Raw genomic sequence first — 18,922 nt, forward strand, 5'->3', positions numbered from 1 at the left:
ATCGTTTCCTCTTGGGGCCAGGTAGAGGTGACGGGGGGCAGGGTAGCCGTCGCGCTGCTCCCTTTCGGCGGTCCCGACGGGGCCAAAGCCCATTCGATCGTCAGCGCCGATTTGACCAGAACCCTCCTGATTGAGGTGGGTTCCGGCAAAAGCGAGCGCTTCGAGGCGTCGGCGACGGTGGGAGCCGGCTCGCTTGCCGGTCGCATCGTCGACCGCCATCAAAAGACCCCGCCGGTGGAGCGGACCTTCACCGGCGATCTGCGCCTGATCGCCCACCAATTCGCCGACGCGATCACGCAGCAGGTCACCGGCGTTTCCGGCTTCGCGACCAGCCGAGTCGCCTTCATCTCGCAGGAAACCGGATACAAGGAACTCTACGTCATGGATATCGATGGAGCGAACGTGCAACGTCTGACGGCGGACCGGTCGATCAGCGCCCATCCTCGGTGGAGTCACAACGGGGCGCTTCTCGTTTACACGTCTTATCGAAGCGGGTATCCTGACGTCTATATTGTGAAACTCGGCAAACGAACCCGAAGCCGAGTCGCTTTTTTCCCCGGCATCAACTCGGGCGCCGCCTTTTCCCCGGACGACCTCATGCTGGCGCTCACCCTCAGCAAAGACGGCAATCCCGAAATTTACCTCATGCCGGTCGATGGTGGCACTCCCCGTCGGCTGACGCACAATCGGGCAACCAATACGTCTCCTTGCTGGTCTCCTGATGGGAAAGAGATCGTCTATACTTCGGATGAACGGGGCAGCGTGCAGCTTTTCGTGATCCCGGCGCAGGGCGGGTCGGCCCGCCGTCTGCTGACCGGCAATGCCTATAGTTCCGAGCCCGATTGGTCTCCCGACGGGCAAAAAATCGCATACGCCGCTCGAATCGGAGGGGAATTCCAAATCGGAGAATATGAACTTTCTTCTGCGACGGCGACATTGCTGAGCAGCGGAGGCGGGGAGGATCCATCCTGGACGAGAAACTCCCGCCACTTGGTTTTTGCCCATGGCGGTGCCCTCTATCTCATGGATTCGGTGACCAAGCTGATCGCGCCCCTCCCGAACGGCCTTTCTCGTTGTTCCGAGCCCTCCGTTTCCCCCTGAACGCACATGAATCCATCCCGATTCCTCCACTGCCTACGCGCGACGATCGCCTCTCCCGAGATCCTTCTTTCTTTGGTCCTTGCCGTTGGAGTCGCTGGTTGTGCTAGACCCAAGAAGGGCGGAGGCGTCTCGGCGCCGGAGGAGGAATCCCTTACCACCTCCCCTCTGCCAAGCCGTGGGGATTTCAACCCGGAGAGCGACGTCAACTATGCTCCGCTTCATGCGGAGACCGTTTATTTCGCCTTCGATAGTTCGGCCATTCCGAGCGGAGAGCGAGGGAAGCTGGAGAAGGCGGCCCAATGGATGGCGGAAAATCCGGAGAGGAGTCTCCTCTTGGCGGGCCACTGCGACGAGCGGGGTACCGAAGAGTATAATCGGGGCCTCGGGGAACGTCGGGCGCTGGCGGTACGCGAATATCTCATCGGCCTCGGGGTCTCTCCCCAGCGGCTGCATACCATCAGCTACGGAAAAGATCGGCCGGCGACACCGGGCCACACCGAAGCGGATTACGCCCGAAATCGCCGGGTGGAGTTGGGCGTCATCGAAAAATAGCGGCTCGTCTATCTCGGCCTTCCCTAGGCGTAGGTAGCGCATGTTTTGTCGCGAGCGCCGAATTGCGGTATCATCCAAGCGTGGACGAACTCTTCCCGACGGCGAGCTTCACCAAACCGACCCAATCGAGAGCCGTGCCTCTAGCGACTCGGCTTCGACCACGCAGCCTGGATGAAATCGTGGGACAGGAATCTTTGCTCGCGCCGGGGAAACCTTTGCGCCGCTTGGTCGATGCCGATCGGCTTGGTTCGGTGATTCTTTTTGGACCGCCGGGCAGCGGCAAAACTTCTTTTGCCGAAGCCGTTGCCTGTGCGACCAGACGACCTTTCGCTCGACTCAACGCCGCGGATTCCGGCGTCACGGAGCTTCGAAAGATCCTCGAGCGCGCATCTCTCCACTACGCTCGGCGGGGCGAGCCGACGGTCTTCTTTTTGGACGAGATTCATCGTTTCAATCGAGCGCAACAGGACAGCCTCCTTTCCGGCGTCGAAGAGGGGGTGATTCGGTTGATCGGGGCGACAACGCACAATCCTTGCTTCGCTCTTTCCGCTCCGCTTCTTTCCCGCTCCCAAGTATTCGAATTTACCCCGCTCTCCTTGGCTCAATTGGATCGGATCCTCGTCCGCGCTCTGGAAGACTCCGAGCGCGGTCTCGGTGGCTTTCGATGCCGTCTCGATCCGGCGGCCAGGAAACACTTGCTTGCTACGGCGGAGGGGGATGCTCGGCGGCTCCTCAACGCGGTGGAAGTGGCCGTTCTCACCACTCCTCCTTCCGCGGACGGGTCTATCGAAATCGACGTGGAAGCCGCCGAGAACTCGTGCCGACGGAAGATGCCTCGTTATGATCGGGAGGAAGACGAGCACTACGACACGATTTCGGCATTCATCAAGGCGGTTCGAGGAGGAGATCCCGATTCGGGCCTCTACTGGCTCGCAAAGATGCTCGTTGCCGGGGAGGACCCGAGATTCATCGCCCGCCGGCTCGTGATTTTGGCGTCGGAAGACGTTGGCCTTGCCGAGCCCTCCGCCCTGCCTCTCGCTGTCGCTGCCAGCCAAGCCGTCGAGCAGCTCGGTATGCCGGAGTGCCGAATTCCCCTGGCCGAAGCGACCGTTTATTTAGCGACCTTACCGAAGAGCAACGCCGCTTACGCGGCGATCAATCGAGCGATCGAAGCGGTGGAAAAAGGCGAGACGGTCGCCGTTCCGCTCGCTCTGCGGGACAGTCACTACGCAGGGGCGGCCCGGATGGGTCGCGGGGTCGGTTACCAATACAGCCACGCCTATCCCGAGGCGATCTCTCCGCAGGGATACGGAGTCGCTCCCGGTACCTTTTACCATCCCACGGATCGTGGAGGAGAAAAGGAAATCGCCGAACGCTTGCAACGATGGCAGGCGCTTCGCTCGCAAGCGGTGCAGCAGCCGCCGACCCAGCGCCCGGAGCCTTAGTCCTCATGTTTCCCCTTCCCCCTCGCCCGCCTGGACGCCCATTTTCCGCGGAGGAGCGGACCCCGCTCCTCGAAGCAAATCCTAGCCACACGCTCTTGCTTCCATGATCTGGCGCTCTCCTCTTTGGCTCTACCTAGGGCTTCCTCTCTTGGCCTTCGCGCTGCTTCTCTTCTGGCGGACGGAAGCAAGACTTTCCGCAGGGAAATCCTTTCTCCAGCTCGTTCCCACGGAGGGTCGATGGGCGATCCGCAGCGGCGGGCAGGCCATTCGGCGCTGGCCTCGGTTTTTTGTGCTGGCGGGCTTGTTCGTTCTTTTTGCATTAGCCCGCCCCCAGGGGGGACAAAGCCCTCGGCAGCTCCTCCGTCCGTCGACCGACCTGATCCTCGCCTTGGACCTCTCCCGGAGCATGACCTCTCCCGATCTTCCGCCCTCTCGCCTCGATCGTGCCAAGCTGTTGATTCGAGCATTCCTCCAGCAAGCCCAGGGACAACGAGTCGGCCTCTTGGTCTTTTCCAACTCCGCTCAACTGGCCGTCCCGCTGACCACCGATTACGGCGCCATCGAGGGATTGCTGACCGAACTGACTCCGGCCAGCCTGCCGGAAGCGGGGACCGATTTTACAGCTCTTCTGGCCGAGGCATACGAGGCATTTTCCCAGAGCGATGCCGCTGAGAAGGTGCTCCTCCTCCTCAGTGATGGGGAAGATCACGGGAGCGGCTCGAAAGAAAGGCTGTCGCGGCTCGCACGGTTGGGGGTGCGGATCGATGCGATCGGTCTCGGAACGAGTCGAGGGGGGATGATTCCGGATCCCAGGGGAGGATTCCTGAAGGACGAGCAAGGGCATCCGGTGCTCTCCCATTTGGAGTCGAACCCGCTCCGCGCCTTGGCTTCCGCAACCGGCGGCCGCTATTTTCGGGGAGATCGGTGGGTGACGCTGTCGGAGATTTTCGGCTTCGATTCCGCGGCAAAAGGATCCCGAATGGAACAAGCGGAGGGCCGGGCCGAGCGATTCGCCTATTTCCTCTTGCCCGCCCTTCTCTGTTGGTGCGCCGGCCTTCTTTGGGAACTTCCCGCTTTTCGTTCCTCGTCCCGAACCGCTCCTCCTCCGGCTCGCCCCCTGGCTGCGAACTCCAAGGTGCTCCTCGCCTTTTTCCTCACGCTTGGAGGACTTTGGCCGCTGCCCTGCTTTTCCCAAGCGCGCTCGGCTCCGAATTCCTCCGGTGCCGGCGGGGAAGAGGACAAGCTTGTTCGCTGCGTCCAGGCTCTCGCGGGGAAAGAGCGTCTTTCCGCTTCCGACTATGGCGCCCTGGCGCGCGAAACGATTTCTTGGTGTCGTGCCGGCAAGGAAGAAGGATTGTCCACAGGGGTGATTCAGGATGGGTTGACCGCGGTCGATCGAGGGGAGCGGCTCGACCCACGCTTGCTCCCTTGGGAGCAGATGCGCAAGGAGCTTCAAGCTCTCCTCGAAGCGGCTCGGGCCGCGAACGCACCATCCGAAACTTCCTCTTCTTTTTCCCAGAATCGGGGCTCGTCCTCTTTGCACTCTCCGCGCTTCCGTCCCTCCGCGGCCGGGCATCCCTCCGGAAATCGGAGAATGGATCGGCAGCGCCCCACTCCGGGCTCATCCGAGGAAAAATCCTCGGGATCCTCCGCCGCGTCGCCGCCGGGCTCCCTCGACCGCAAGGATGGGGCAGAGTCAGAGGCGCGGCGTTCGCTTCCGGAGGGGCAGAGTGGGGCTAGGGCGCGCTTGCACCAAGTCGAGCGGCTCGACCGTCCTGCGATCCTCTTCGAGCGGATGCGGCAAAAGGAAGCCGAACAAGCGGATAGCCCGCCGGAATTGATGGATTGGTAAAGGTGAACCGGTTTTTCGTTCTTTTTTTGGTTCTTTCCTTTTCCCATGCGCTTCTCTACGCCCAAGGGGCTCATTGGCTGCCGCCCGAGACCAGAGCCACCCTCGATTCCGCTTACCAAGTGAAGCTGGTCGTTGAAGGAGCGATTCCGCAGAGCGATCCGGAACTCCCCGCGATTCCCTATGTGGAAACCGGATTCCCGAAAAAGGAGCTTTTGGCGAATTCCGGAAGCGGAGGAAACTCTTCCATTGTCTATTCCTATATCCTCCAGCCTCTTCGCACCGGCCCTCACACACTGCCCGGCTTTTTGCTCCCGACGGATCGAGGCTTGGTCTCCGTGCCCCCCTTTTCGTTTTGGGTCGGGGAGCCTCCCTCCTCCCCCTCCTTCGTCTCTTCAGCCGACGCGTCGCTCCTCCTATTCCGGAAAGAGGTGTGGCAGGGAGAGCCTTTCCCGGTCGAGTATCGGCTTCTCGCCCATGCCGGTACTTTCCTGGAAATCACCGGACAACCCGAGTGGACCCCTGCCGACGTGCTCGTTGACCGGTGGAGCCGCCCGGAAAGAGTCAGCGGGGATTGGCGGGGCAGTTTTTTCAGCGGCCTTCGCTACTCGGCTCTGGCGATCGCGCTCAATCCAGGAAAGGTTTCCCTTTGTCCGGTGAGCCAACATGTGAACATGGAAACAGGAAAGTTCGGCCAGGGCCTGTTTTCCCAAGCGATCATCCGTCCGCTGGTTCTTCGGACTTCGGCCCTCACCCTGCAGGTCAAACCGTTGCCGACGCCGCCGAAAGAAGGATTCACCCAAGCCGTAGGCACGTTCCGCCTGATCAGCGAACTCTCCGCTGCCGAGACCCAAGTGGGAGAGCCGGCGACATGGACTCTTCGCATTGACGGCACGGGGAACTGGACGACCCATTGGAATCTTGTTCCGCCGCCGATCCCTTCCGGACTGCGGGTCATCGAGCCTGCGCCGCGGCGCCAAAGCGATCCGGATTCGCTTTTTTCTGGCTCCCTGGTCCTCGAACGCATCGTCGTGGCCGATCATCCTGGCCGATACACGATCCCTCCTTATCGATTCACCTACTTCGATCCCCTTGCCGGATGCTATCGAACGGCGCAAGCGGCGCCCGCCGTCTTGACGGTGACTTCCGCCTCTTCTGCCGCCGCTTCTCCCCCGGAGCGTCCTTCCTCTTCCGGGCCGACAGCCTACTCGAACGGATCGCCGGCCCCAAAACGGTTGCCGGAGGCACCGCTCGTCGGTTCCTCCGCCGCGCTCGCTCCTTTGGAGAATCGCTGGCTCTTCCTCGAAGCGGGCGGAGCGGGCGCAACGCTACTTGCCCTTTGGTTCCTCTTGGCCTGGCGACACGCACGGCGGGCCGATCCTATGGAGCGGCGACGCGCCGGATTGCGCCGCCTCCGCCGGATTCATCGCCAGATTCGCCGCGCGACATCGGTGGGAGAGCGACAAGAGCAGCTCTTCCACTGGCAGGCGGCCATCCGGGATGCCTGGCTCGTCGTTCCAGCCGTGCCGGGGGTCGCGGAGCTAGGGGCGGCTCTGGAACGAGCTCAGGTTGACTCGTCTACGCGGAGGGCTTGGACAGAACTCTGGCAGGAGGCGGAGATCCATCTCTACGCGCGAGAGGCGACCCTTCCTTCCGACTGGATCGGACGATCGGAAGAAGAGGCACGGCGCATCCGGATTCCTCGACAATCCTGGAAGGGGACATTCGCGCGCAGGCATTTCTTCCCTGCGGTGACGATCTGGATCGTTCTCCTCTCCTCGTCCTGGGGGATAAGCGCCCTGGAGCTCTACCGTTCCGGTCGCTTCGAGCAATCCGCGGAGCTCTGGGAGCGAAGCTTGCGAAGAAATCCGACCGACTGGATCGCGCGGAACAACTATGGAGCCGCCCTCTCCCAGGAGGGGCGGTGGCAGGAAGCTCTCGCGCAATGGTCCTCGGCTTTCCTGCTCTCCCCTCGCGACTCCGCCGTTCGCGCGAACTTCGCGCTCGCTCTCACCCATTGCCCCGGCGTCGATAAGCGACTCTCGGCCTTGGTAAGCGGTCCCGTCTGGTTTCGCTGGATCGGCGGTGCATCCCCCGCGGAATGGCAGCTTCTCCTCGCGATCGGGCTGCTCGTCCTCTTTGCTTCCGGGGTTCTTCTCCTGCTCTCGCGCTATGGGCTCGCTCGACCAGCTCTCCCGCTGCGCAACACCCTCCTCGCCGTCGGCCTGAGCCTATCGACGATTGCCCTGAGCGCAGTGGCTCTCTATGGACCCATGGCCGATCCTCGGGCCGGCCTTGTGATCGAGGATGCTTCCTTGCACTCTATACCGACCGATGCGGAACAGCAGAGCGGTCCGGTGATCGCTCCGATTCTGGTCGTCGTCGGAAAGCCATTCCTTCACTGGATCCAGGTGCGTCTTTCCGACTCACGCTCGGGGTGGCTGCGCGCAGAGGCGGTCGTCCGGTTCTTTCGTCCCTCGATTCCTTCGCGCGCGCACCGTTCCCCTCGACGCGTCGGGAGCGGAGAATCCGCCTTCCCTTCGTCTTCTCGATCCTGATCGGACCTCCGCGCAAGCTTTCTGCTGCGCATGCGGCTTGCGAGCCGGCCGTGCCTGCTGCGTCGGATCGGGTTTTTGTCCGCGCCGGATCTCTTCCTGCGGCTTCGGCAGAAAGCCAAAGCGTCCGCCTCGCATCCAAGCTCGTGCGCCGCGCCTAGGGCAGAAGCTTTCCAAGGAAGGCGGGTGCCTTGGACCATTGGTAGGCAGGCCGGCGATAGGCAAGACTCTGATTTGCTCCCGGAACGTCAAAGTCGGCCCAGCAAGCGGCCGATTACCTTTCGGGCATCCAACGCCTCTTCCGCGAATGCCCGCGCTCCTGCGGCTTCTTCGGCGTAGTGGCTTTCGACCCTTTCGATGGCGCGCGCGGCCTCGTCTATCGAAGAAAACGGGTGCAAGCCGCACGGCGGCCTCAGCCGCGTGCTCCAGCCGGTTTCCTGGAGCACCACCGGCTTCCCAAGGGAAAGATAGCAGGCGCTTCGATCGCTGAACCAGCCGCAGTTGGAAATCCGATAACCGCCTTTGACTACGGAAAACTCGCCGCGGCTGTCGTTTAAGAACGCGCGATACTGTTTCCAATCCGTAGTGATGTCGCTGCTCGAAACAATCTCCCATCCGGCCGCCCGGAATCTTTCGGCAATCTCCTCCTCCGCGAGATCGCAGGCGATCCGAAAAGGGACATCGACGAGCCGAGGGAGAGCGAGGACTCTTTCCCACTCCGGAGCTTTGTTCGTAAAGACCCATTGTCCCCAGCGGACTTCCGGATAGGCCCGCCAGTGGGTAACCGTAGTCCAGCTCTTTCCTCCTCCCGGAAGTGCCGTCCAGGAATCGAGGACAACGGGCGGTAGCGTGGTGAGCCAGGGCACTCCAAGATTGGGTGCGCGGACGTCTTCTTGATCCATACGGAGCCCTACGGTCACAAAGACGTCGTGACCGGCGAGGCCGAGGTCGCAGCCGTACTGCCGCGCCCAGATTGATGTGAAGACCGGATCGAGGTCGAGGTAGATTCGCCGCTTGGGCAGATCTAGAAGCGACCGCCGGCGAAGGACGCCCGATATGTTCAGGAGGAGATCGGCCTCTCGGGCATAGGCGCGCAACTCCTCCCACTCTTCCCTTTCTCCTTCTTGAAAAAGGGTCGCTTTCCCGCACCATCCGAATTCCGCGATCGCCTTTCGCCAATAACTCGCATTGACGGCCCGATCGGGAGTAGTTCGCTTCCCGGCGGCATCGATGCATGCCGAGGCCGGCAGCTCTTCCACCAACCACGTGTCCCAACCCAACGATCGGAATCCGAGAGCCCACTGCAAAAATGCCCAGGTTACCCCCGCGGAATTTCGGGGATAGCGAGCAAAGGCGGTCGTAAGGATCGCCCGGCCGCTCATCCCCTTGTCCTTCCCCCGCCGGATCTTTCGACGGCTCCGAAAAAAGGACTTTTCCCCAGTCCCCTCTTCCCGCTAGAGTCTCGGAAGTTCATGCGATGCGTAGGCCTTGGCGGTAAGCTTTGTATCTGCGCTCTTTCGGTCCTTCTTTCAAGCTGCGTCACCTCCACGAACTACAAGCCCGCCACCCTTGTCCGCGTGAGCGTGCACGATCAAGCTCTCGAGGTAGTACAAAACGGCGCGCCGACGCACCGCTTTCCGGTTTCGACCTCCCGCTTCGGGCTGGGCGACCAGCCGAATAGCTTTCGGACTCCCTTGGGCCGATTCGTGGTTCAGAATAAAATCGGCGACGGGGTCCCATTGGGCGGGAAGTTTTATCACCGAAGATATACGGGGGAACGGGTCGACTTGAAGCACGGATCGGCAGCCGGCCATGACAGCTTGCTCACTCGGATTCTCTGGCTGCGCGGCCTGGAGGAGGGGAACCGCAATGCCTATAGCCGGGGAATCTACATCCATGGCACCAACCAGGAGTCCCTGGTGGGTCAACCTGCAAGCTACGGTTGTATTCGGATGCGGAATCGGGACGTCCTTGCCCTTTACGAATTGGTGCCGGTGGGAAGTTTGGTCGTGATCCAACCCGGTCCGCTTTCTTCGGAGTCGCGGCTTGTCTCTACGGCCGTCGCGGCAAGACCAGCGGCTTTCCTTTCTCAGCCCGCGGAGGCGAATCTCGCACCTCCTGCGCCGAAGGCTCTTCCCGTACAGGGACAAACCCATACGCTGCCGCCCGCTCCATCGCCTCGAGTGCACCGGTCGGACTCTGTTTCCTCTCGATCGAAAAGAGGCCATGCCGTCTCTCAGCAAGCCCGCAGTCGGCAACCGCATCGCGGCCATTCGGCTCGGAGCAAGCATCTGGCAAAAGCTGCCCTTGGGAAAACCAGTTAGGTCCGACGGAAGCTCGGCGATTGGCGAGTTCGGGCAACCGCTGAGAGCGCATGCCGAGCGGGTTTTTTTCGTGACAAACACTCTCCGCTTTGCGATGAAGTCGAGTTCACGTTCCTGTAAGGAGAAGGACATGTCGCAACACCGGAGTCTTCGCAGAAGTTCGTCTCTCGCGGCAAAGCGGAATGTACTCAAGCGCTTTGAGCGGGTCGCACTCCTCAAAAAACGTGGTCGATGGAAAGAAGGGATGCGTGTTTTCGGATTGCCGAAGACGAACCCTCTGTGAGCCGGTTTCTAGGACTGACTTTTGCTATGAGGGCTGCGCTCGCGGCTTCGGCTTGAGCATGCGACGCTCGTAAGAACCGGCGAGCGCTCGGCGAATCGCCTCGCCGGCTCGAGCAACCTCTTCCGCTTCGAAGGGAAACGGAAGTCTCTCCGTTCCTTGCGCAACTACGGGAGGCAAAGGTGGTTCGATGGCCTTGAGCGACGAAGTGCAGCTTCTGCAACCACTCGAACTCCTTTCTCACCGTGATTCGCTGTCCCTCCGGAAACTCTTCCTGGCAGGAAGCGATTTTGGCGGAATCCAGAGGTAGTCGGCGAGCGGACGGCCGATGAACTCGAGCGCGGCGTGCGGAATCGGGAGGGGCTGCTGCGGATTCCGAATCGAGGATGGAGCGCGGATTCGGGGCGTCTGCGAAGGGGCAACGAGCAGAAGGATGCGATGAGGGAGAGGCGAACGGATGGCTACGTGCTCCGGTAAGCCCAGGCCGAAACGCAGATGGCCCGCTCCGCAAAGGACCAGCGCATGACAATCCTTCCCCCGGGAGCTGCGGAGAGCGGAGACGATCCGCTGCGCCATCCAATCATCGCGGATTTCCTGAGCTTCCGCGGCTCGCCGGAGCCATGAGCGCGTCATCCCGGGATGGATCGGTAAGAGAAGCAAGAGAAGACGCTGGTAGAGCGGATCGAATCGAATTCGGGTGAGGCCGGCGCGTTCCCGTTCGGCGGGAGTGATCGATTGCCACCCTCGGCGGGCGATCCGGCGGAAAAGGGGAACCGGGCCGTCGAGGCCGAAGATCGGGATCCGTTTTGCGCGAGCGATCCGCAAGAGGCCGCGGTAATCCCGGTAGTTGCTCCACCGACTGGCCCAATCGATCCGCTGCGAGAACTCCTCAAACGAAAGTTCGCCCTCCAGGAAGCGGGAGAGAAACGGTTCGTCCTTCGGTTCGAGCATCTCGAGAAAAAGGAAAAGAGGAGCGCCTCCGGAGGCCAGGGCGGAGAGAAGCTGCTCTTCGATCCGGTGGTGAGAGCGAGCGGTATGCATCTCCCCTAAATACGTGATTCGGGCCGTGCGCAAATCAGAAAGGAGATCCGTTTCCGAAACCGGATCTCCGGCGAGTAGGTCAATCCAGCCCTGCCCGGATGCTTCTCCGGAGCAGAGAAGGCAAAAGAGAGCGAGCCGGACTACCGCTCTGGGAAGCGAAAGCAAAGGATCTACCTTTTTGAGGACGCCACCGCTCAAGGGGACGAGCGCGGAGAAGTTTCCGACGCGGATAGGCGGAGGGTACGAATCGCGGCGATTCGCTCCGCCGTCCGAAAGGGATCGCCTAACTGACAAACGAAGCGCTCTACCTCGTCGAGAAGGCCGTCGGAAAAAGAGCGCCATTCCCACTTCAGCAATAGCGCCAACAACCGGCGCATCCCGAAAAGGGCCAGCGAATCTGCGCAAAGACCGGTTGTGCGGCCGCCAAACCGTCGGAGAGGAAACCGGCACGAAAGAGAACCAAGAGGATCAGATAGGCGACGGGCCCGTATCCACGCTGAGTCTGAAGCCGGTTGCAGAGGGCTGTTCGGAAGCGAGTTCTCTCGTCATCAGAGGTCAAGCGGGACAAGAGACGAAGCAGCGCTTCCGCATTGGGAGAGGTGACCTGCCGTCGCGCGGATTCCTCTGCCGGGTTCTCTTCCGTCTCTCCGTTTTCGCCGCCGTCTTCCCGGGGTGCTAAAACGCTACCGAGCTGGGCGGGTCCCCGAGAGCGAAGCTCGACGAGCTCGAATTGCAGCACCGAGGCGACATTCTTTTCCATCGGATCCGGGATTTGAAATCCCGGTTCCTGTGGAAGCTCGATTTCGCCGAGGATCGCTGTCAGCGGACGAAGGATCAGGTGAACCGGCACAGAGAGTTTCCCTTCGCTGCGCAGAGAAAAGGCGACCCAAAACTCGTTGGTTCCGGTCGGAGGGAGGCCACGCAGACCGATCTCCAAGGAGAGATCGACCGCACCCTGTGGCGGAACCTCGATTTCACGATTTGCCGGCTCTTGGGAGGAGAGGATCGATCGATAGCAGAGATCGGACCCGGCTCGAGAAGAAATCAGGCGAACGTCGAGCAGCCGAAAGGGCTTGCGGGTGTGGTTCAGGAGAGTACCGCCTGCGCAAAGATAGGAAAGCTCCCTCTTTTTGGGGAAGAGGGCGACCCACCAGCAGCGCTCTCGCTTCCATTGCAACTCGACACCGAAACGTCCCGTGAAGGGATATAGGCGATAGACCCAGTCACGGGCCGAATCCGCAGCTATGCCAAGCACCTCCGGGGAGAGCCACTTATCGAACCGAGCGAGCGGATCGGAAGGCGCCGGCTTCTCGGGCGGTGCCGATGGGGAATCAGCCACGACTGTTACTTGTACTCGATTCTCTTCGGTATGTCGAGGACCCGCTGCCGGACATCCTGCCGGAAGAGCGCCACGGACGGAGAGAGTTGCCCAGAACTCTCCGGGAGAGGCTATTGCTCGGAAAGCTCGTAACCGTGACGAGGCACCAGGAGCGGATCCACGGGCGATGCGGAAGCGGCCTCTGCGTCATTCGCAAAAGAGCGCTTTCGAAAGATGCTTGCTAAGACGCCATCAAACTCGTTCCCGGCTTTAAGTGGGCCAAGGCGAGTCGGATCTCTCGGCGAATCATGAGAAGGGCTTCTTGCGGAAGGCGCTTCTTTTCCTCGAGCGCCGCGCTCAACTCCTCCCGGTAGGTGGAGAGGGAGGCGGCCACTTGGTGGAGGCACTCGTACCATGCCGCAACCAGACGACCCATGGAATCGCGGGCGGGCAAGCGGGAGAGATGCGAATGGATCCTATGCTGGGCTGCTACGAGTTCCGCCAAAAGGATGCGCTCCGAAGGAACCCGCCGCAAGTTGGTAACGAGCCCGATCCGATGGAGCAGCCAAATCGTCCATTTTGTCGGATCCCACTGCCAAGGTTTCACGCCGTTGCGGTAGTCGTGCTGAAACTCATGATGGAAATTGTGATAGCCCTCTCCAAAGGTGAAAAGCGCCATGATCCAGCTATCCCGAGCGGTGCATCGAGAGGAATAAGGCTGAGCGCCGACCAGATGGCAGAGGGAATTGATGAAAAAGGTCATCTGCTGTACGGCGACGACCCGGGCGACGCCACCGACCAAAAATCCTCCCAATGCCCCGATCCATCCGGAGTGAAGGGCTCCCAAAGCGGTAGGCAGTCCGAAGCCCACGAAAAATGCCACCGGTACGATAAATTTATGCTGCCATCGGCAGAGCGGATCGGAGAGCAGATCCCGCACGTTGTCCAGTGACCGCTCCGGCTGGAGTTTCACGAAGAGCCATCCCATGTGCGCGTAGAAGAATCCTTTGCGGATATCATAGGGATCCTCGTCGTGGTCGACGTGCTTGTGGTGATACCGATGATCCGATACCCAAGAAATCGCCGAACCTTCGAAGGAGGCCGCCCCAAAGAGCAGCACGAATAAGCGGACCGGCCATTTCGCCTGGAACGACCGATGGGAAAAAAGGCGGTGGTATCCGAGGGTGATGCTCAATCCGGTCGCCAAGAATAAACTGAGGAAAAGCGCCCACTGGTACCAATCGATGCCGTAAAAGAGGGCATAGGCCGGGGTCGCCGTTACAGTGAGGATCAAGGTAGAGATCAGAAAAATGGTAGTCGGCCAATTCATAGGATTCCAGGAAAGCTTCGTTCCGAAGATAGCCTCATGAGTGATTGAATGTCAGGTGTTTTCCGCCAGAAAAGCACAAATCGAAACTCATCTGGGTCTTGACGCGATTGATCGCGCAACAATTCTTTTGTCGTTTCGCTTAGCGTCCAATACGCCTGATGGACGGAGAGAGCATCACCCGCAGCATTATTCTCGTCGCTGGGGGAGTAAATGGATCTAGTAAATGGATCTCCTAGCTCGGAACCGATCTTTCTTCCTTACGATACATCCTGCGGATCCGTTGCACAAGGTCGGCGTGCCGTCGTCCGGCGGTTCATTCCCCACCGAAGAGCCGGACGGCAGCCTTGCGAGAGAAGCCGATCGAGCTTCCCGATCGCCGTGATGCCTTGGATTTCTCTTTTTGAGGCGAGCCGCCGAGCTTTCCGCTTTGGACAACGCGATTGTTGTCGTCGCCACTCTGGGGTACGATGCAGCTAGAAGGAAGCGATCCCGCCGAGGCAGAAGGGAGTGGCCATGTGGCTTGTTCGAACCGCCTTAAAGAAACCCTATTCGGTTGCGGTGCTCGGGATCGCAATCGTCTTCTTGGGGGTTTTCTCGATTCGGAGGACGCCCACCGACGTCTTCCCGGAGATCGACATCCCCGTGGTGATCATCGCTTGGCAATACCTGGGCCTAGTGCCGACCGACATGACCAACTACATCACGACCTTCAGCGACTACCAGATCGCCAACTTCGTCGACGGCGTCAAGAGAGTCGAGTCGAACGTCTTCTTCGGCTTCTCCGTCACGAGGGTCTATTTTCAGCCGAACGTCAATATTTCCATAGCTATCGCCGAGATCACCGCAGTTCTGCAACCGCTGATCAAACGAATGCCGCCCGGAACCACGCCCCCGTTGATTTTTCGTTTCAACGCCTCCTCGGTGCCCGTCGTTCAGATCGCCGTCTCGAGTCCGGTTCTTTCGGAATCGAAACTCTACGACTACACGGTCTGGCAGCTTCGCCGAGATCTTCTGGCGGTGCGCGGAACCCTTCTCATTCCCCCATGGGGCGGCATCGTCCGGTGGATGACGGTGGACTGCGACCCCAACCAGCTCCTGGCCCGCGGCTTGACGGCCCAAGATTTGCTGAACGTCGTCAACGGACAGGTGATCGACTACCCGTCGGGGGATGTGAAGATCGGAGACCGCGACTATTTCGTGACTCTCAACAACGTCCCGAAAGACATCTTCGAGGTGAACAACTTCCCGGTGAAGCTTGTTCCGGATCCGAACACCTCGGTCGTTCGGAAAAACATCAATGACCGCGTCGTCTACGTCCGCGACGTCGCAAACATCCACGACGGTGGGGTGCCGCAATGGAACCTAGTCCGTCTCAACGGACGACACGGAGTCCTGATGACGGCGCTCAAGATTGCCGGCGGCTCCACCATTCAAATCGTCGATCAGATCAAAGCGCTTTTGCCGGAAATTCGGCGGGCAAATCCCGAGGTCGAGATCCGAGAGCTTTTCGACCAGTCCGTTTACGTGAAGGCGGCGATCCAAGGGGTGGTCGGCGAGGCAGCGAGCGCGGCGATCCTAACGGCGGCTATGATCCTTCTGTTTCTGGGCAGCCTCCGCACCACCTTGATCGTCGTCTCGTCCATCCCGCTTTGCATTCTTCTCTCTCTGTTCGTCCTCAGCAGCCTGGGAAACACTCTGAATCTAATGACCCTCGGAGGGCTCGCGCTTGCCGTCGGCATCCTCGTGGATGACGCGACGGTTGCGATCGAGAACATTCACAGAAATCTCCAGCTGGGGAAGCCCTTCCGGCAGGCGATCGTCGATGGGAGCCAGGAGATCGCCGCACCCGCCTTCATTGCGACCCTTTCCATTTCGGTCGTTTTCACCTCCGTCATATTCCTGGAAGGCCCGCCTCGGTTCCTTTTCATCCCCATGGCTCTGGCCGTCGTTTTCGCGATGGTTTTTTCCTATTTTCTTTCCCGGACACTCGTTCCGGCGATGGCCGTCCTCCTGTTGCGCGAGGAATCCGAAAGGGAAGGACAGGAAACGGATTCAGCCATGCGGAGGTTCCACGGGGCATTCGTCCGGGTCTTCGATGCGTTCCGCAACGGGTATGCGCGCATCCTCGCGTTCTTTCTCGCTCATCGGAGGCGTGTCTTCGAGACCACAGCGTTGCTGTTCCTCATGAGTCTCCTTGTGGTGCCGTGGATTGGTCGCGACTTTTTCCCGGTAGCCGACGCCGGGATCCTGCGGCTCCACGTTTATGCCCCTACTGGGACCAGGATCGAGGCCACGGAAGGAATTTTCGCCGACATCGAAAAGACCATTCGAGAAGTCATCCCTCCCGAAGAGCTGCAAACGATCGTCGACAACATGGGAATCCCGATTTACTTCATGTCGACGCTGGCCCTCTCTGATTCGATGAACGAGGGAGTCTTCGACGGCGAGATCTTCCTTCAGCTTCGAGAGCACCATCGCCCGACCGCCGAATACGCCAAGCGGCTCCGAAAGCTGCTTCCGGAGCGGTTTCCGAGTTGCGAATTCTTTTTCCAGCCGGCGGACATGGTCAACGAAGTGCTCAACTTCGGCATCGCTGCTCCGATCGATATCCATGTGAGCGGTTTGGATCTCGACCTAGCCTACAAATTCGCCAGCGAGATCCGCGATCGAGTCCGATCGGTACCAGGGGCTGTCGACGCCCATATCCACCAGCGAATCGACTATCCCACCCTACATCTCGAAGTGGATCGAGTCCGGGCCGTCGAGATGGGGTTAAAGCAGGTTGATATCACCAACAACGTCCTCAACAATCTTTCCAGCAGCTTTATGGTGAGTCCGACCTATTGGGTCGACCCTCGGACGACGATCAACTATCCCTTTCTGGTCTTTACCCAGCAACGGAAGATCTCCTCGATTAATGACCTGCTCAACATGACGCTTGCGCCGACGACGACGGAGGCGGTTCCTCCGCCCGCATCGACGCAGACCCTCCTCGGAAATGTTCAGAATGCGGAACTCTTGGCGAACGTCGCTCAGCTAAAGGAAACGCTTCAGCCAGCCATGATGAGCCGCTCCACGATGAAGCCGGTCTTCGATGTTTTAGCGAATGCCCAAGGGCGCGATTTGGCGGGCGTGGCAGCGGATATCGAAAAGATTCTCCGGGACGTGCGGCAGAAGCTTCCCCCGCTTTATCGGGCCGAGGTGATGGGGCAAGTCGTCAGCATGCACGACTCGTTCGCTCAGCTTGGATTCGGTGTTTTGTTTGCCATCGTGTTGGTCTATCTGTTGCTGGTCACCAATTTTCAATCGTGGCGAGAGCCCTTCATCATCCTTTCGGTTCTCCCCATCGGGGCCTGCGGGATCATCTGGATGCTCTTTTTGACGGGCACGACCTTCAGCGTTCCCGCCTTGATGGGCGCCCTGATGACCGTCGGAGTTGCGAGCTCGAACAGCATCCTTTTGGTTACCTTTGCCAACCAGCGCATGGCTGAAGGCTTGACGGCGGTCGATGCGGCCGTGGAAGCCGGGAAGATCCGTCTCCGGCCCGTTTTGATGACGGCCGGGGCGATGATCGTGGGGATGCTGCCGATGGCCCTAGGGGTGGCCGAGGGAGGCGAGCAGTATGCCCCTCTGGGACGCGCGGTCATCGGAGGATTGCTCCTGGCGACCGTTGGCACCCTGATCTTCGTGCCGGCCGTGTTCGCCTCGATTCGAAGCCCCGGGGCGGCGAAAGGGCGCTAGGCGGAACGGAGGAAATGGTGCGAAAAGAGCCAGCGGATCGTCACCGCATCTTCTTTCGGCTCATCCCTTCGTTGCGGCCGGGAGATTTTCCCGGATTTTGGGAACGGATCAAGAGATCGATCGTCGGTTTTGCGCAAAAGCGGCATCCTGGCTGGATCATAGGAGGAATGTTGGGACTCCTGCTGGCGGTCGGTCTGGTAAAGCGGGCCATGAATTGGGCCTCTTTGCGAGGCATGGTCGAGGAGAGCAAAAACATTTACGTGCAACTGGTGAATCCCGAGGCGGTGCCCGCGGCGATTCCGCTGGAGCTCCCGGGCACGACACAGGGCTTCTACGAGACCCCGATTTGGGGGAGGGTAAGCGGATATGTAAAAAGCTGGTATCACGATATCGGCGAACGGGTCAAAGAGGGCGATCTGCTCTGCGAGATCGACGCGCCGGAGGTCGACCACACGGTCTCCAACCTGAGAGCAAAGGCGGACATCGCTCGAATTAACTACGAGCGCTGGAAGGCGCTCGTTCGGACCCGGGCGGTTTCCCAAGAGGAGTACGATGTCCAGCGGACCGGGTATGAAGCGGCTCTGGCCGAGCTCAACCGGTGGATCGAGTGGCAGAAGTTCGAAAAGGTGACCGCTCCCTTTTCCGGGGTCATTACGGCTCGGAACATCGACGTCGGAACTCTCATAGCAGGGCAGGGAGAATTCCCGTTCGGAGCGATGCGGCAGCTCTTTCGAATGGCGGAAATTTCCCTTTTGCGCATCTATGTCGCCGTTCCCCAAGCCTACGCTTTTGCAATCCGGGAGGGAATGCTGGCGAAGGTAGCGATTCCGGAGATGCCGAAAGAGATTCGGAATGCTCTTGTGGTCCGCACGGCGATGGGTCTCGAGCCGGCCTCGCGAACTCTTCTGACCGAAGTCGACTTGCCCAATCCCGATCAGAAGCTCCTGCCCGGGCTCTACGTGCTCGTCACCTTTGCGGTTCCGAGCCGCGCTCCCTTCGTTCTCCCTGTCAACACGGTCTTCGATCGCGGCGACGGCCATTATGTCCTCGTCGTAGATGCGGGCGATCGATGCCATCTCCGAAAAGTTGATCTCGGAAACAACGACGGCTACAAAGTGGAGATTCTTTCCGGGATCCAGGCGGGGGAACGAGTGATCCTGAGTCCCCCCGATCGGGCGAAAGTGGAGGGGGCCACGGTCACCGTCGTCTCGACGCAGGAGGACCGGTAGGCGAAGACCGGAGCGAAAAAGTAGAGTGCGCCCTTGCGCGGTCCGGGACGGGTCTGTAGCTCAATCGGTGAGAGCAGGGGACTCATAATCCCTTGGATGCGGGTTCGACTCCCGCCGGACCCACTTCGCAGAGGGACTGCAAAATCCATCGGCCCGG

General features: G+C 60.4%; 13 protein-coding genes and 1 tRNA gene. 10 read left to right on the plus strand and 4 right to left on the minus strand.

Going from position 1 to position 18,922, the window contains the following annotated elements; all coding sequences use genetic code 11:
- Nucleotides 1-27: 27 nt before the first annotated feature.
- From FN369_RS01960 to FN369_RS01980, 5 genes are all read left to right on the plus strand, one after another.
- Nucleotides 28-1,101: a beta-propeller domain-containing protein gene (locus FN369_RS01960; RefSeq protein WP_246189483.1), complete on the plus strand. Its 1,074-nt coding sequence runs from the start codon at nt 28-30 to the stop codon at nt 1,099-1,101.
- Nucleotides 1,102-1,107: 6 nt separating this feature from the next.
- Entirely contained in the window at nt 1,108-1,653 is a 546-nt protein-coding gene (locus FN369_RS01965; protein ID WP_142524534.1) for an OmpA family protein, read from the plus strand.
- Between the two features lie 80 nt (nt 1,654-1,733).
- Complete coding sequence (locus FN369_RS01970; RefSeq protein WP_178087609.1) at nt 1,734-3,098, plus strand: replication-associated recombination protein A; 1,365 nt, start codon at nt 1,734-1,736, stop codon at nt 3,096-3,098.
- 103 nt (nt 3,099-3,201) lie between these two features.
- Nucleotides 3,202-4,950 (plus strand): VWA domain-containing protein, encoded by a 1,749-nt coding sequence (locus FN369_RS01975; RefSeq protein ID WP_142524536.1) that lies wholly within the window; start codon nt 3,202-3,204, stop codon nt 4,948-4,950.
- 2 nt (nt 4,951-4,952) lie between these two features.
- On the plus strand, nt 4,953-7,505 hold the full coding sequence (locus tag FN369_RS01980) for a BatD family protein (protein WP_178087610.1): 2,553 nt from the start codon (nt 4,953-4,955) through the stop codon (nt 7,503-7,505).
- 245 nt (nt 7,506-7,750) lie between these two features.
- Here FN369_RS01980 and FN369_RS01985 read toward each other — a convergent pair whose 3' ends face one another.
- Nucleotides 7,751-8,884 carry a hypothetical protein gene (locus FN369_RS01985; protein ID WP_142524538.1) on the minus strand — a complete coding sequence of 378 codons (1,134 nt, stop codon included), beginning with the start codon at nt 8,882-8,884 and terminating at the stop codon, nt 7,751-7,753.
- A 90-nt stretch (nt 8,885-8,974) separates the two neighbouring features.
- On the opposite strand from FN369_RS01985, the gene FN369_RS01990 reads away from it, so the two are divergent.
- Complete coding sequence (locus FN369_RS01990; RefSeq protein WP_142524539.1) at nt 8,975-9,826, plus strand: L,D-transpeptidase family protein; 852 nt, start codon at nt 8,975-8,977, stop codon at nt 9,824-9,826.
- Between the two features lie 130 nt (nt 9,827-9,956).
- The gene (locus tag FN369_RS01995; protein WP_142524540.1) at nt 9,957-10,109 is read left to right on the plus strand and encodes a small basic protein; all 153 of its coding nucleotides are present in this window, start codon (nt 9,957-9,959) and stop codon (nt 10,107-10,109) included.
- A 237-nt stretch (nt 10,110-10,346) separates the two neighbouring features.
- Here FN369_RS01995 and FN369_RS02000 read toward each other — a convergent pair whose 3' ends face one another.
- The 3 genes from FN369_RS02000 to FN369_RS02010 form a co-directional block, all read right to left on the minus strand.
- Nucleotides 10,347-11,489 carry a ChaN family lipoprotein gene (locus FN369_RS02000; RefSeq protein ID WP_142524541.1) on the minus strand — a complete coding sequence of 381 codons (1,143 nt, stop codon included), beginning with the start codon at nt 11,487-11,489 and terminating at the stop codon, nt 10,347-10,349.
- A 7-nt stretch (nt 11,490-11,496) separates the two neighbouring features.
- Nucleotides 11,497-12,486 carry a hypothetical protein gene (locus FN369_RS02005; protein ID WP_246189485.1) on the minus strand — a complete coding sequence of 330 codons (990 nt, stop codon included), beginning with the start codon at nt 12,484-12,486 and terminating at the stop codon, nt 11,497-11,499.
- 220 nt (nt 12,487-12,706) lie between these two features.
- Entirely contained in the window at nt 12,707-13,795 is a 1,089-nt protein-coding gene (locus tag FN369_RS02010; protein WP_142524542.1) for an acyl-CoA desaturase, read from the minus strand.
- Between the two features lie 513 nt (nt 13,796-14,308).
- Between FN369_RS02010 and FN369_RS02015 the strand changes: the two genes are divergently transcribed.
- The 3 genes from FN369_RS02015 (at nt 14,309) to FN369_RS02025 (ending at nt 18,888) form a co-directional block, all read left to right on the plus strand.
- Nucleotides 14,309-17,536 (plus strand): efflux RND transporter permease subunit, encoded by a 3,228-nt coding sequence (locus FN369_RS02015; RefSeq protein ID WP_142524543.1) that lies wholly within the window; start codon nt 14,309-14,311, stop codon nt 17,534-17,536.
- 14 nt (nt 17,537-17,550) lie between these two features.
- On the plus strand, nt 17,551-18,765 hold the full coding sequence (locus FN369_RS02020) for an efflux RND transporter periplasmic adaptor subunit (RefSeq protein ID WP_246189486.1): 1,215 nt from the start codon (nt 17,551-17,553) through the stop codon (nt 18,763-18,765).
- A 49-nt stretch (nt 18,766-18,814) separates the two neighbouring features.
- Nucleotides 18,815-18,888: transfer RNA gene (locus tag FN369_RS02025), tRNA-Ile, on the plus strand.
- Nucleotides 18,889-18,922 lie beyond the last annotated feature (34 nt).

Origin of the sequence: Methylacidimicrobium cyclopophantes (genome assembly GCF_902143385.2) — a bacterium.
In the GTDB taxonomy this organism is placed as follows: domain Bacteria; phylum Verrucomicrobiota; class Verrucomicrobiia; order Methylacidiphilales; family Methylacidiphilaceae; genus Methylacidimicrobium; species Methylacidimicrobium cyclopophantes.